Here is a 13,040-nt window from a genome sequence, read left to right as displayed (position 1 = left end):
TTCCATCCAGATGCCCGCGATACTTTGTGAAGGCGGAAATTTGTCTTCCAGATCAACGGAATCTAACTTTTCCAAGTCTGGCACGCCGCTTGCTCCTCATTTCGTTGGAATGTTTCGCAGCGTGATTTGTGGAGGAGACTATGCCATCTGTCCTGGTCCGCGCCCTGAGCGAGCGGGCGCGCCTGCCCCTCATCGACGAGACGAATATCGATACCTTCCTCGCTCCGGCGGCGAGTGAACCCGACAATGCCGTGCTGTTCTTCACCGGCGATCCGTCGCAGCGGCCGGAAGCCGATGACGTCGCCGTAGTCCTCCCGCATATCCTCCAGGCCTTCCAAGGCCGCTTGCGCGGCGCCGTGGTCCTGCGCACGGCCGAAGACAAGCTAAAGGCCCGCTTTAACGTCGTTTTGATGCCGAGCCTCGCCGTGACTCGTCGAGACCAACCGGTCGGCGTGCTGGGCAAGATCCGCGACTGGTCCGAATATGTCGAGAAGATCAGCGCCTGGCTCGCGCCCGACGCGCCGGTCATGGTGCCCTTGGGCGGACCGAAGGTCGAGATCACCCATGCCGGCAAGGAGATCGTGCGATGAAGGCCGGATTCTGGGTCGTCCCGAGGGCGAGGATGCGGCGATGACGGTGATGCCGATCAACGCCGAGCCGCCGCTGCGTGCCCGCAAGCTCAATTTCCTCGCCACCAGCAGCGCCGAGGAAATGATCCGCCGATGTCGGCGGACGGCGTTGCTCCTGCCGGAACTCGCTGACGCGCTCGCCGTTCAGAAGGCGGACCGGCCTGGCCGGCTATTCGACATCACCGCTTACCCCGACGACGACAAGGAACTGATCGCCCAGACTCTCGGCGAGGGCGAGGTCGCCGGCGTTGCGGCATTGGCAAACGGCATCACGGCCCGGATGCAGGAGGCGGTGATGGCTGGCGTCTGGCGCGTCCGTTTCACCGACGGTGAGGGCCGGCTCATTGCCGACTATGTCGAGGTCGCGAGCATTCCCGCCGCTGTCAAACAGGCGTGCTCGGCGCTGCCGGGCTCGATCAGCCACGGGCCGGCGCCGACCGGCGCCATGAATGTCATGCCCGTGCTGACCGAGATCGGTGATCGCATCGCCCGTTACAGCGAGGGTGATCCGGGCCATATCATCACCTTCTCGCTCTTCCCGATGAGCCCGCAAGACATGGCCTTCCTGCAGGAAACGCTGCGGGCCGGGCCGGTGCAGCTCACCTCGCGCGGCTATGGCAGCTGCCGCATCGTGGTGACGGGCGCGCGCAATGTCTGGTCGGTTCAGTTCTACAACGCCATGGACGCGATCATCCTTGATACGTTGGAGATCTGCGACATTCCCTCGGTCGCGATCGCCGCCGAGGATGATTTCCGCGACTCCGAGGTAAGGCTGCGTGAGATCGAGGAGGCCTATTTCAAATGAGCGCCTTCGAGAATTTCGGCAAACGCGAGACCGTGTCGGACGACGACCAGATGGAATGCGGTATCTGCTGGCATGTCTATGATCCCGCTGAGGGTGACCCGGTCTGGCAGATTGCTCCGGGGACGTCGTTTGCAGACCTGCCGGAAGACTGGCGCTGTCCAAATTGCGACGCGCTGCAATCGAAGTTCATGAGGCTAGGCGATGGACGCTGACGTCGCAGAGAGGGCCGAGATCGATCCCGCGCAGGCGCTCGGCCGGCGGCTCGAGGCCTGCTACCGGCACATTTACGCGACCGCCATGGCCGATGTGCCGATCTGCAATCCCGCGCTTGGCATTGCCTCGACCGGTTTTCGGATTTACGGCGGTCGTGCGTTCGGCATCGTGACTACACCATGGTTCATGAATCTCGTGGCAGCGGATCTGCCGCAGGGCCCTTCCTCCGCCCCAGCTGCCACCGGTACGACCCTCCGTGTCGGCCTGCCGGCGGGTGAGGTCGGGTTCATTGCCGGTGAACTCGATGCGATTGACCGTGTCGATTCCTGCTCGCTGTTTTCGCCGGTCTTCGAGTTCGCAACGATGGAGGCTGCCCTCGAAACAGCGGACGAAGCAGCCCGGGCCTTCTTTGATCCTGCCACGCTCGAACCGCCGCCCGCCCCGCCCGCGGCGGTCAACCGGCGTGACCTGTTGGGCGGGCATTTCCGCAGGCGCGAGGAGGCGTCGCAATGACATTCCTTCTCGGGGCAGGCACGATAAGGATCGACGTAACCGTGTCGCGCGCGCTTGCCTGTTCCGTCGCGGTGAAGGCGAACCGCCTGCAGGGGCTGACGCGCATGTTCGTCGGCCGCAGGCCCGAAGAGGCGCCCCCTCTTGCCGGTCAAGTCTTTTCGCTCTGCGGTTTTGCGCAATCCGTAGCGGCGCGGCTCGCCGTCCTGAATGCAGCGGATATGGCGATGGAGGTGGACGAACGGATCGGCTCCGGTGCCGGATTGCTCGCCGAGCGGATTTTCGAAACCTTGCGGGCGCTCATCCTCCATTGGCCATGCCCCCTGCCGGCATCGCTCGGCGCAACCGCCGGTAGATATCTCCGCGAAGCGCTGGCCGCTTCGCAAGAGATCATCGCCGCGGTCAAGGCCGGGCAAATCGACAGGGCGCATTTCGCGGCCGCCCCTGCGCGGCTGTCTGCGGCGGCCAGCGCGCTCGGCATCCCGAGCCGGGGCGACACACCTTTGCCGGAATCAGCCTGCGCCGCGATGTTGCAGGATATAGGCAACGATGAGGTCTTCAATGGCCGGCGGCCCGATCCACTGACCATCAATGACGATCCGGAAGTCATCGCCCGGCTTTGCGCGGAGCCCGGCTATGCAAGCCTCCCGCATCTCCAAGGCCGCGTCGCGGAGACGGGCGCGTATGCCCGGCTCGCCGCCGCTGACGTGGAGGCCTCCCATCTGGTCCAACGACTGCTAGCCCGCATCAACGACGTGCGTCGCTGCCTCAAACAACTGGCGGCTCTCGCAGCAACCGGCAACTACGACGGAGCATCACTCGCCTGCGGCGGGGCCACGCCGGGCGCCGGTGGCTACGGTGCTGTGGAATGCGCACGTGGCCGGCTCTATCATCAGGCCGAGATCGGCGGCGACGGCAGGCTTTCGTCCTATCGCATCCTCGCCCCGACCGAATGGAATTTTCATCCCGCCGGCCCCTTCGTCGAGACACTGCTGTCGTCACCCGTCGGGACCGATGAGGCTGCCGTGAGATCGGTGTCGCGCCTCGCGGTCCTGTTCGATCCCTGCGTGGCCTTTGAGGTTTGTGTTCGCGAGGCCGCACATGCATGAAATGTCGCTGATGGAGAGTGTGATCGAGATCGTCTGCGACACGGCGCGGCAGAACGGCGCGACACGCGTCAAGTCGGTCCGGCTCGATGTCGGCGTGCTGAGCCACGTCGAGCCGGCCGCGCTGATGTTCTGTTATGAGGCCGTGCGACACGGCACGATTGCGGACGAGGCGACGCTCGAGATCAACCGCATTGCCGGCGAGGGCTGGTGTCTCGACTGCGGCAAGACGGTCGCCTTGGAGGAGCGGTTCGGCGCCTGCCCGGACTGCGGACGGCATCGGGTCCAGATGACGGCAGGCGACGAATTGAAGATCAGGGATATGGAGGTGAGCTGATGTGCACGGTATGCGGTTGCGAGACTTCTTCCATCGAGGGTCACAAGCACGAGGAGGGCGGGCACCGTCACAGCCATGACCATCATCACGGCCAAGACCACCATCACCATGGCGATGGCGGGCATGAGCATCACCATGCCGCGGACTGCAGCGTCCATTATGGCAAGGGGATCGCCGGCTTCAATGTGCCAGGCATGAGCCAGGAGCGGATCATCCAGGTGGAGAGAGACATCCTCTCCAAGAACGACGCTTATGCGGAAGAGAACCGGCGATATTTTGAGCGCCAGGGCATCTTTGCGCTCAACTTCGTCTCCAGCCCCGGCTCGGGCAAGACCAGCCTGCTGGTCCGCACGATCAATGACCTAAAGGACCGCCTCACGATCTCGGTTATCGAAGGTGACCAGCAGACCTCGAACGACGCGGCTCGGATCCGCGAGACCGGCGCCCGCGCCATCCAGATCAATACGGGCAAGGGCTGCCACCTCGACGCCCACATGGTGGGCCACGCGGCTGAAAATCTCGCACTAGAACCAGGCTCTGCGCTCTTCATCGAGAATGTCGGCAACCTCGTCTGTCCCGCCGCCTTCGATCTCGGCGAGGCCCACAAGGTTGTGGTGCTGTCAGTCACCGAAGGCGAGGACAAGCCGCTCAAATATCCCAACATGTTCGCCGCCGCCGACCTGATGATCCTCAACAAGGCCGACCTGCTGCCGCATCTCGATTTCAATGTCGGCCTCTGCATCGCCAACGCCCTGCGCGTCAATCCGCGCCTCCAGACGCTGACGGTCTCCGCCCGCACGGGAGAGGGCATGGAAGCCTTCTATGCCTGGCTCGAGGCATCCGCCCCCCACCGGGCCGCGTGACCGAAGGTGGCATGAACCATGGCGAGGGCGCTCGCACGACCGATCGAAAACCCGATCCGGCGGCTCAGGCTCCGGGTACGCGGCGCCGTGCAGGGCGTCGGGTTCCGGCCCTTCGCCTACAGGCTCGCGCGGACTATGCGGCTTTCTGGCTTCGTGCTGAACGACAGTGCCGGCGTGCTGATAGAGATCGAGGGTCCGGATGCGGGCCGCTTTCCCGACGCGATCCGGACCCAGGCGCCGCCGCTCGCCCGCATCGACTCGATCCACGTGCTCGAACTCTCGCCAGCCGGTGGCGAGCGGTTCGAGATCCTCGAGAGCCTTGGCGGCAAGAGCGCGACCCGGATTGGCGCGGATGCCGCGACCTGCGCCGAATGCCGGTGTGAGCTGACCGATCCCGCGAGCCGCTTCTTCGGTTACCCCTTCGTCAACTGCACCCATTGCGGCCCGCGCTTCACCATCACTCGCGCGCTGCCCTATGACCGGACGCAGACCTCGATGGCATCGTTTCCGATGTGCCGGGCCTGTGCCTCGGACTATATCGATCCGGAGAACCGGCGCTTCCATGCCGAGCCGGTCGCCTGCCCCGATTGCGGCCCGAGTCTCAGCCATTCGATCGCGGAGATTGCGGCGCGGCTCGAAGGCGGCGCCATCGTCGCGCTCAAGGGCATAGGCGGTTTCCACCTGCTCTGCGACGCCCGCAACGATGCAGCGATCGATCTCCTCCGGCTGCGCAAGGCTCGTAACCAGAAGCCGTTTGCCGTCATGGTCGCCGGCATCGAGGCGGCGCGGCAGTTCGCACGACTGAGCGAAGCCGAAGAAGCCTTGCTGGCCTCGCCCGCGAGCCCGATCGTGGTGGTCGAGGCACGTGCCGGTGCGCTCTCCAACCTCATCGCGCCCGGCCTCGCGCGGATTGGGCTGATGCTCGCCTATGCTCCACTGCATCATGTGCTGCTCGACGAACTCGCCTGCCATTCGCCGCACCGCCCTGCAGCGCTGGTCGCAACCAGCGCCAATCCCGGTGGTGAGCCGCTTGTGGCCGACAACGCCGACGCCGAGCGCCGCCTTGCCGCGATTGCGGATCTGATCGTCACCCATGATCGCGACATCACCGTCCGCGCCGACGACTCCGTCATGCAGGTCATCGATGGCGCTCCCGCGTTCATCCGTCGCGCCCGCGGCTTCGTGCCCGAGCCCGTCGATCTCGGCGAGGATGGACCTGCGGTGATCGCCACCGGCGCCGACCTCAAGAACACTATCTGCGTCACACGTGGGCACGAGGCCTTTCTCTCGCAGCATATAGGCGGCCTCAACAATGCCGAGGCGATCCGTTTCCAGCGCGAGGCGATCACCCATCTCTGTTCAATCCTTGACGTAAAGCCGGAATTCGCGGCCTCGGACCTGCATCCGGATTTCCGTTCGGTGCGGATGGCAGAGAGCCTGGGCCTGCCGGTCGTGGCGGTCCAGCATCATGTTGCCCATGTCGCGGCCGTGGTGGCGGAGTATCGGCTTTCCGGCCCGGTTCTCGGGCTTGCGCTCGATGGCCACGGTTTCGGCGCCGATGGCACGAGTTGGGGGGCGAAATGCTCATCGCCGATAGGGGTCATTGGCGCCGAGCGGGATCGCTTACATCGCTGCCGCTGCCCGGTGGCGACCGCGCGGCGCGTGAGCCTTGGCGCATGGGGGTGGCAGCCCTGCAGGAGGCCGGATGCATTGATTTCGCGTCGCAGCTCTGGCCAGGTCATCGGGGTGTTGTACAGCTCACTGCGATGTTCGAACGCGGTATGCAGCCGTCCCGGACAACCAGCCTCGGCAGGCTCTTCGATGCCGCCGCGGCGATAGCAGCCATTCGGCTCGTCCAGAGCTATGAAGGGCAGGCAGCGATGGAGCTCGAGGCCCTGCTGCTGCCGGCCAATGTGCGGATGATCCACGGACCGGGCTGTCCCGTCTGCGTGCTGCCGATCGGCCGTATCGATGCGGCGATCGCGCTCGCCATGCGGCCGGAGATCACGCTCTGCACCTATGGCGACCTGATGCGCGTGCCGGGCTCGAACGGATCGAGCCTCTTGAAGGCCAAGGCGGCCGGCGCCGATATCCGCATGGTCTATTCGACGCTCGATGCGCTCAGGATCGCCGAGGCCGAGCTCGAACGCGAAGTGGTGTTCTTTGCCATCGGCTTCGAGACCACGACGCCACCGACCGCGCTCGCGCTCAAGGCGGCGATAGCCAAGGGGCTCGGCAATTTCTCGATCTTCTGCAATCACGTGCTGACGCCACCGGCGATCCAGAACATCCTGGAAAGCCCTGACGTTCGCAAGCTCGGCACGATCAAGATCGACGGTTTCGTCGGCCCTGCCCATGTCTCGACCGTCATCGGCACCGAACCTTACGAATTCTTCGCCGGGGAATTCCAGAAGCCGGTGGTGGTGGCGGGCTTCGAGCCGCTCGACGTCATCCAGGCGATCCTGATGCTGGTGCGCCAGGTCAATGACGGCAGGCACGAGGTCGAGAACCAGTATATTCGCGCCGTGACTGCGCTCGGCAACGAAAAGGCCCAGGCGGAGGTGGCGAATTTCTTCGAGCTGCGCGAGAGCTTCGAATGGCGCGGTCTCGGCGAAGTGCCCTATGGCGCGCTGCGGCTCCGGCCGAAGTATGTGGCCTACGACGCCGAGAAGCGCTTTTCGATGGTGACGCCCGCCGCGAAAGACAACCCGGCCTGCGAATGCGGCGCGATCCTGCGCGGCGTCAAGAAGCCGGCCGACTGCAAGCTGTTCGGCACGGACTGCACGCCCGATACACCGATGGGCTCCTGCATGGTGTCGTCGGAGGGCGCCTGCGCCGCGCACTGGACCTATGGCCGCTTCCGCGAGAAGGCGCGGCAGGTGGATGGGGGGAGGGCGGTCGCATGAGCATGATGATCAAGGCCTACAGGCGCAAGCTCGATGTCGCGAACGGCCGTGTCGACCTTTCGCACGGGGCCGGCGGGCGCGCCATGGGCCAGTTGATCGAGGGCATTTTCCACAAGGCTTTCGACAATGACTGGCTGAGGGCCGGCAACGACCAGTCGGCCTTTTCGGTGCCTGGCGGGCGGATGGTGATGACCACGGACGGCTACGTCGTTTCGCCGCTTTTCTTCCCCGGCGGCAATATCGGTACCCTCGCTGTGCACGGCACGATCAACGACATCGCCATGGCGGGCGCGGTACCGCTCTATCTGTCGGCGAGCTTCATCATCGAGGAGGGTTTTGCGTTCGCCGATCTCGAGCGCATCGCCCAGAGCATGGGCGCCGCCTCGCGCGAGGCCGGCGTGCCGATCATCACCGGCGACACCAAGGTCGTCGAGCGCGGCAAGGCCGACGGCGTCTTCATCTCGACCGCCGGCGTCGGTATGGTTCCGGTCGGGCTCGATCTCCGGTCGGACGCCGCCCGGCCCGGCGATGCGGTGATCATTTCCGGCTTGATCGGAGACCATGGCGTCGCCGTGATGTCGAAACGCGAGAACCTGGAATTCGACACCGACATCGTCTCCGACAGCGCGGCCCTGCACGGACTGGTAGCAGACATGGTCGCGGCTGGCGGGGCGCATATCCGGCTAATGCGCGATCCGACGCGCGGCGGCATCGCCGCGACGCTGAACGAGATCGCCAGCCAATCGCGGGTCGGCTTCCGCATCGACGAAGACAAGATCCCGCTCAAACCGGAAGTGGCTGCAGCCTGCGAGTTCCTCGGCCTCGATCCGCTCAATGTCGCCAATGAAGGGAAACTGGTAGCAGTCGTGGCGCCGGAGGGCGCTGACGCCGTGCTCGCGGCGATGCGCGCCCATCCGCTTGGCGGTGAGGCGGCGCTGGTCGGCCACGTCGTGGCCGACGACAACTGCTTTGTCCAGATGACGACCTCGTTTGGCGGCGGCCGGATTGTCGACTGGCTGTCGGGCGAACAACTGCCCCGGATCTGCTAAGAGAGGGTGATGCGCATCATGCTTCTCTGCCACAATTTCAACTCGCTCTCCCAGCGCCTGCATATCGACCTGAGACGGGCTGGTCACGAAGTGACGGTCGAGCTCGACATCCATGACGACTTCACTCGCGAGGCGGTCGCTCTCTTCGCCGGACCTCGTGATCGCGCCCTTCCTCAAGCGGCCGATCCCGGCCGTTGTCTGGCGCGGAACGCTCTGCCTGATCGTCCATCCGGGCATCCGTGGCGATCGCGGCCCCGAGCGCCCTCGACTGGGCGATCCTCGACGGCGAGCGACCTGGGGTCGGAACAAGATGGGGTGGTTGCCGCCCTCCCCAGACGGCATCGCAGTGTGCCAGAGTTGTGATCCATAAAGGTCACACAGCGGAGAGGACGGCAAATGAAGAACAGCGCCGCCGGCGCTGCTGCGGCGGCTGGCACCGCATTACCCCGACGCCGTCATCGCCGGCATTCTCAACAAACAAGGCCGCCGAACGGCGTACGGCCACCGCTTCGACGCGCCACGCCGAGGCTCGCGGCGGCCTGACGGAAGGTGACGTAGGGCAGGTCAGCGGGCCGGCGCACATATCTACTTTGAACCCTCCGGCTTGGCCCGCAGTCTGGACAGGTTCCCGAAAGTTGGCGCGATCGAAGCTGGATTTGAACGGTGTTCGCTACAACCTTCACATCAACTACCGCGCCAATCCGTCAGGCGCGAGGCTCGCGCGGGGAAGTCGATGTTGCATAAGCTAATCCGCCGGGGAATCAGCAAAAGCGGCGGCCGCAACAGCAGCAAAAGTGAGCCAGAGCCACATCTCGGTGGAAACGCCGGGTCAGCTCTCAGTCCACATCAACAACAATGTCTCCAACCAGCTCTCTTTCGTATTCCCGGCACAATGATTGCCCTCCAGCACAAGCTCGGGAACGGTGTTAATTATCGCACTGAATTGCCGATCAACATTTGCGATCGCCCCATTCTTGTCTCGCTTATCAAGAAGCTCCAGAAGCTCGCTCATATCACCTCTGATACATGATAGACGCTCCGGCCGTTGCAAGTCCAAAAAACGAACGTATCTCGTCCGAATGTTGAACTCACGAACGAGGTCCAGCATTCTTTCGTTGTTCGAAGACTCTGCGATCCTATCGTAAAGTACCTCAAGAAAGTCCCTGATCGAGTAATAGTCGTTCCAGCTGGGATTCGTTGGAAGCACCGGCCACGGCTTAGAATGCTCATCTAGGTTTTCACTGAGAGCATGCTGGAGGATCATGTTGATAATAGCATATTTATCTGAGATTTGCTTTGTATCCAGTTTCTTGGTGTAGTAGCCGTTGCGTGTAGAGCCCATGATGTACTTTTCGGTTTCGAGCTTAATCAATGCCTCGCGTATCGGGGTCGCGCTCGTTTTCAGGACATCGCTGATTTCACGCATATCGAGTCGCGTATAAGGGGGCACCTTAAAATCGACAATAAGATTCTTCAATGCTTTATAGACTCGATTGCCCTTGAACCGAGCCCATCCCGGTGTATCTTCGTGCTGGTTATACATGTCTTCTCCTCGGAGCATGGTTTCTGCTATTCAAAGAAGCTTGGGCTGCAGCCCCACTCCTGGCGTGGGCGTGTAATTTCTCCTCTATAGCGCATCGCGGCATACATGCTCGCATTGTGGACGGGAATGATACTCGAGAAGTAACCGAACATTTCCGACAATGAGCCCTTCGGATCGAGATCTACAGCGAGAACGCGGAATCCTTGAAGTGCAAGGCCCTGAACCAGATAGAACGCTGTAGTGGTTCTTGCGGGGCCGGCGGCTACTGAGATGATCTGTAGTTTCTCACCCTCGCGCCTCCGCGGGCAAAACTTCAAAGCCTCTTTCGGACGGGCCGAAGCGAGATAAGCACGAAGTTCGTTGATCTGTCGAAGCGTATAGGAGCGTCGCCCTGCGGTCCCTAGCTCCGGTGTTGGCCCCAGACCATCAATTGACAACTGGCGCAGATAGCTGTCCGACACACTGAGAATCTCAGCGACCTCTCCCAACGAGAAAGAGCGCAAGGTCATATGGTCTGGAAAAGGATAATTGATACCTGCGCCGCGCGCGCATACGCTCTCCCAGAGTTCTTTGCCATGACGCCGAATGCGCTCCGACGTTATCTCCTTAGGATTCACAGGTTGTGGCATAACGGGCATCGCGACGGTTTTTCTCCTGAATGTCGAGTTTGTTCCGCCACGGCTTAAACTCGCTTCAGTCAACGGTCAACAAGATTGCCGCCGGCGGCGCTGTCACATTGTTTTGAAGCGTGGACGCGCGGAAGCCCACAGCTGTTTTCAGGCAATCTGCAACGCCGCGGCCTTCCGTTCGGCACCGTAACGTTAACCGGGCATCGATCAAAATGTGGGATCTGGCGGCATGACCAGATTTTCCCGTGATCCTCTTTATCGTCGCCACCGATTTCCGGCGCATGTGATTGCCCATGCCGTTTGGCTCTATTTCCGGTTTCCGCTCAGCCTGCGGATGGTCGAGGATATGCTGGCAGCTCGTGGCGTCATCGTCTCTCACCAGACCGTGCGACTTTGGGCTGAGAAATTTGGCAGACACTTTGCCAATGATATCCGGAAGCGATCGGCCGGCAAGCTCGGCGACAAATGGCATCTCGATGAGGTTGTCATCACCATCGGTGGAAAGAAACACTGGCTTTGGCGCGCCGTTGATCAGGACGGGTTTGTTCTCGACGTGTTGGTGCAAAGCCGTCGCAATGCCAAGGCGGCAAAGCGCTTGATGCGAAAGCTTCTGAAAGGGCAAGGCCGTTCGCCGCGTGTGATGATCACCGACAAGCTTCGATCCTACGGTGCGGCGAAGCGGGAGATCATGCCAGGCGTCGAGCATCGCTCGCACAAGGGCCTGAACAATCGGGCGGAGAACTCTCATCAAGGCGGGAGAGGATCATGAAGCGCTTCAAGTCAGCGCGACATCTTCAGCGTTTCGTTTCCGTCCACGACCCGATCGCCAACCTCTTTAACGTTCCCCGCCACGATATTCCATCCACCCACCATCGAGAACTCCGAGCAACTGCCATGCAAGCATGGCGCCAAATCGCGCGCCTTCACGCCGAATGAACCAAAGCCTCACTCCCAGATCTTGTTTTCACAGCGTTAAGTTTACGGTGCCGCTAAGCCTCCTCGATGGGGGTTTCGCCTTACCTGCAGTCGTCGAGCGCGAAGCCTGCGACACATAAATCGGGGGACGGCCCCAAACCTTGGATATGATGTCCATTACCTCCGCATTGGTAGAATTCAGCGATTCCATCGCTTGCTCGTATGCCGATCGGCCTACCGCTCCCGCTGACAGCTCATACAATGATCGGTTTTTGAGCCGCGCTTCCCGGATCGCGTTCGATTCCCAGACGGTCGCAGTCAAGAGATCATCCCCCAGTAAGTCCCGCAGTAGGGCGACAGCCTCCTGCTGTGAGACGTCGCGCGGGTCGTGCCGTGTCACCAAGAATTTGATAAAATCATAATTTACGGGCCGCTCAGCTTTTTCGATCAGGGAGACGGAATGCGAGAAAATGTTGAGGAACATGGCCATTGACGCAATATCAGCCAATTGCGGGCGAACCATCACCAGCACGCCGGTCGCTGCTTCAAACGCACCCACGGTCAAGAAGCTGTATTCAGGTGCACAGTGGATAACGACGACGTCGTAATCCGCCTCGACTTCCTTGATCGCAGACACCATTCTGACGCTAGCATCTGGGTACCTCAAGTTCTCGCTATGGTAGCGCCGCGAACTTTCCTCCTCGAACTCGCCGAGCTCGAAAGAGCCCGGCACGAGATCAAGACCATCAAAATGGGTCGATCGGATTGCAGTACGTATACTGGCCCGGAGGTCATCATAGCGTATCGCGGCATACATGCTCGCATTGTGGACGGGAATGATACTCGAGAAGTAACCGAACATTTCCGACAATGAGCCCCTCGGATCGAGATCTACAGCGAGAACGCGGAATCCTTGAAGTGCAAGGCCCTGAACCAGATAGAACGCTGTAGTGGTTCTTGCGGGGCCGGCGGCTACTGAGATGATCTGTAGTTTCTCACCCTCGCGCCTCCGCGGGCAAAACTTCAAAGCCTCTTTCGGACGGGCCGAAGCGAGATAAGCACGAAGTTCGTTGATCTGTCGAAGCGTATAGGAGCGTCGCCCTGCGGTCCCTAGCTCCGGTGTTGGCCCCAGACCATCAATTGACAACTGGCGCAGATAGCTGTCCGACACACTGAGAATCTCAGCGACCTCTCCCAACGAGAAAGAGCGCAAGGTCATATGGTCTGGAAAAGGATAATTGATACCTGCGCCGCGCGCGCATACGCTCTCCCAGAGTTCTTTGCCATGACGCCGAATGCGCTCCGACGTTATCTCCTTAGGATTCACAGGTTGTGGCATAACGGGCATCGCGACGGTTTTTCTCCTGAATGTCGAGTTTGTTCCGCCACGGCTTAAACTCACGTCAGTCAACGGTCAACAAGATTGCCGCCGGCTCCATCGGAGCAGGCCTTTCGTCAGCTCATCCCGTGCTTGTCGATGCCGTGAACCTCGAAGACATATTTTGCCGGCGTTGTCACGTTGTTTGAAATGTGGC

At 61.8% G+C, this 13,040-nt stretch carries 10 protein-coding genes and 5 pseudogenes; 12 read left to right on the top strand and 3 right to left on the bottom strand.

Translation table 11 applies throughout. The features are described from left to right. Positions 1-140 precede the first annotated feature (140 nt). From AC0V7N_RS37155 to AC0V7N_RS37105, 11 genes and pseudogenes are all read left to right on the top strand, one after another. A complete protein-coding gene (locus AC0V7N_RS37155; RefSeq protein ID WP_496628392.1) occupies positions 141-590 on the top strand; it encodes a hydrogenase accessory protein in 450 nt (149 codons plus the stop codon). Next, positions 587-1,434: pseudogene (locus tag AC0V7N_RS37150) on the top strand (hydrogenase expression/formation protein). The gene AC0V7N_RS37155 and the pseudogene AC0V7N_RS37150 overlap by 4 nt, the downstream one beginning before the upstream one ends. Next, on the top strand, positions 1,431-1,646 hold the full coding sequence (locus tag AC0V7N_RS37145) for a rubredoxin (protein WP_095494259.1): 216 nt from the start codon (positions 1,431-1,433) through the stop codon (positions 1,644-1,646). The pseudogene AC0V7N_RS37150 and the gene AC0V7N_RS37145 overlap by 4 nt, the downstream one beginning before the upstream one ends. Then, positions 1,636-2,160: a [NiFe]-hydrogenase assembly chaperone HybE gene (gene hybE, locus AC0V7N_RS37140; RefSeq protein ID WP_475460876.1), complete on the top strand. Its 525-nt coding sequence runs from the start codon at positions 1,636-1,638 to the stop codon at positions 2,158-2,160. Before AC0V7N_RS37145 ends, hybE begins: the two co-directional genes overlap by 11 nt. 41 nt (positions 2,161-2,201) lie before the next feature. Next, positions 2,202-3,266: a nickel-dependent hydrogenase large subunit gene (locus AC0V7N_RS37135; RefSeq protein WP_496628391.1), complete on the top strand. Its 1,065-nt coding sequence runs from the start codon at positions 2,202-2,204 to the stop codon at positions 3,264-3,266. Beyond that, positions 3,259-3,600 carry a hydrogenase maturation nickel metallochaperone HypA gene (gene hypA, locus AC0V7N_RS37130; RefSeq protein ID WP_107653069.1) on the top strand — a complete coding sequence of 114 codons (342 nt, stop codon included), beginning with the start codon at positions 3,259-3,261 and terminating at the stop codon, positions 3,598-3,600. The genes AC0V7N_RS37135 and hypA overlap by 8 nt, the downstream gene beginning before the upstream one ends. Then, a complete protein-coding gene (hypB, locus tag AC0V7N_RS37125; RefSeq protein ID WP_496628390.1) occupies positions 3,600-4,463 on the top strand; it encodes a hydrogenase nickel incorporation protein HypB in 864 nt (287 codons plus the stop codon). The genes hypA and hypB overlap by 1 nt, the downstream gene beginning before the upstream one ends. Positions 4,464-4,481: 18 nt before the next feature. Then, positions 4,482-5,987, top strand: a pseudogene (hypF, locus tag AC0V7N_RS37120) (carbamoyltransferase HypF); the annotation flags it as partial. A 56-nt stretch (positions 5,988-6,043) separates the two neighbouring features. Next, a complete protein-coding gene (gene hypD, locus AC0V7N_RS37115; RefSeq protein WP_496628389.1) occupies positions 6,044-7,369 on the top strand; it encodes a hydrogenase formation protein HypD in 1,326 nt (441 codons plus the stop codon). Next, positions 7,366-8,418 carry a hydrogenase expression/formation protein HypE gene (gene hypE / locus AC0V7N_RS37110; RefSeq protein ID WP_475460865.1) on the top strand — a complete coding sequence of 351 codons (1,053 nt, stop codon included), beginning with the start codon at positions 7,366-7,368 and terminating at the stop codon, positions 8,416-8,418. The genes hypD and hypE overlap by 4 nt, the downstream gene beginning before the upstream one ends. Positions 8,419-8,427: 9 nt before the next feature. After that, a pseudogene (locus AC0V7N_RS37105) lies at positions 8,428-8,735 on the top strand (formyl transferase); the annotation flags it as partial. Between the two features lie 512 nt (positions 8,736-9,247). Here AC0V7N_RS37105 and AC0V7N_RS37100 read toward each other — a convergent pair. Together AC0V7N_RS37100 and AC0V7N_RS37095 are read right to left on the bottom strand one after the other, a co-directional pair. Then, positions 9,248-9,961, bottom strand: a complete 714-nt coding sequence (locus tag AC0V7N_RS37100) for a GntR family transcriptional regulator (RefSeq protein WP_496628388.1) — start codon at positions 9,959-9,961, stop codon at positions 9,248-9,250. 77 nt (positions 9,962-10,038) lie between these two features. Further along, positions 10,039-10,590 (bottom strand): annotated as a pseudogene (locus AC0V7N_RS37095) (plasmid partitioning protein RepA); the annotation flags it as partial. A gap of 229 nt (positions 10,591-10,819) precedes the next feature. Between AC0V7N_RS37095 and AC0V7N_RS37090 the strand changes: the two are divergent. After that, positions 10,820-11,526: pseudogene (locus tag AC0V7N_RS37090) on the top strand (IS6 family transposase). A 28-nt stretch (positions 11,527-11,554) separates the two neighbouring features. Here AC0V7N_RS37090 and repA read toward each other — a convergent pair. Further along, positions 11,555-12,844: a plasmid partitioning protein RepA gene (gene repA, locus AC0V7N_RS37085; protein ID WP_496628433.1), complete on the bottom strand. Its 1,290-nt coding sequence runs from the start codon at positions 12,842-12,844 to the stop codon at positions 11,555-11,557. Positions 12,845-13,040 lie beyond the last annotated feature (196 nt).

The organism is Mesorhizobium kamtschaticum (assembly GCF_056174585.1).
The sequence above is the reverse complement of the archived record's forward strand: the minus strand, read 5'-3'. Positions and strand labels throughout refer to the sequence as shown.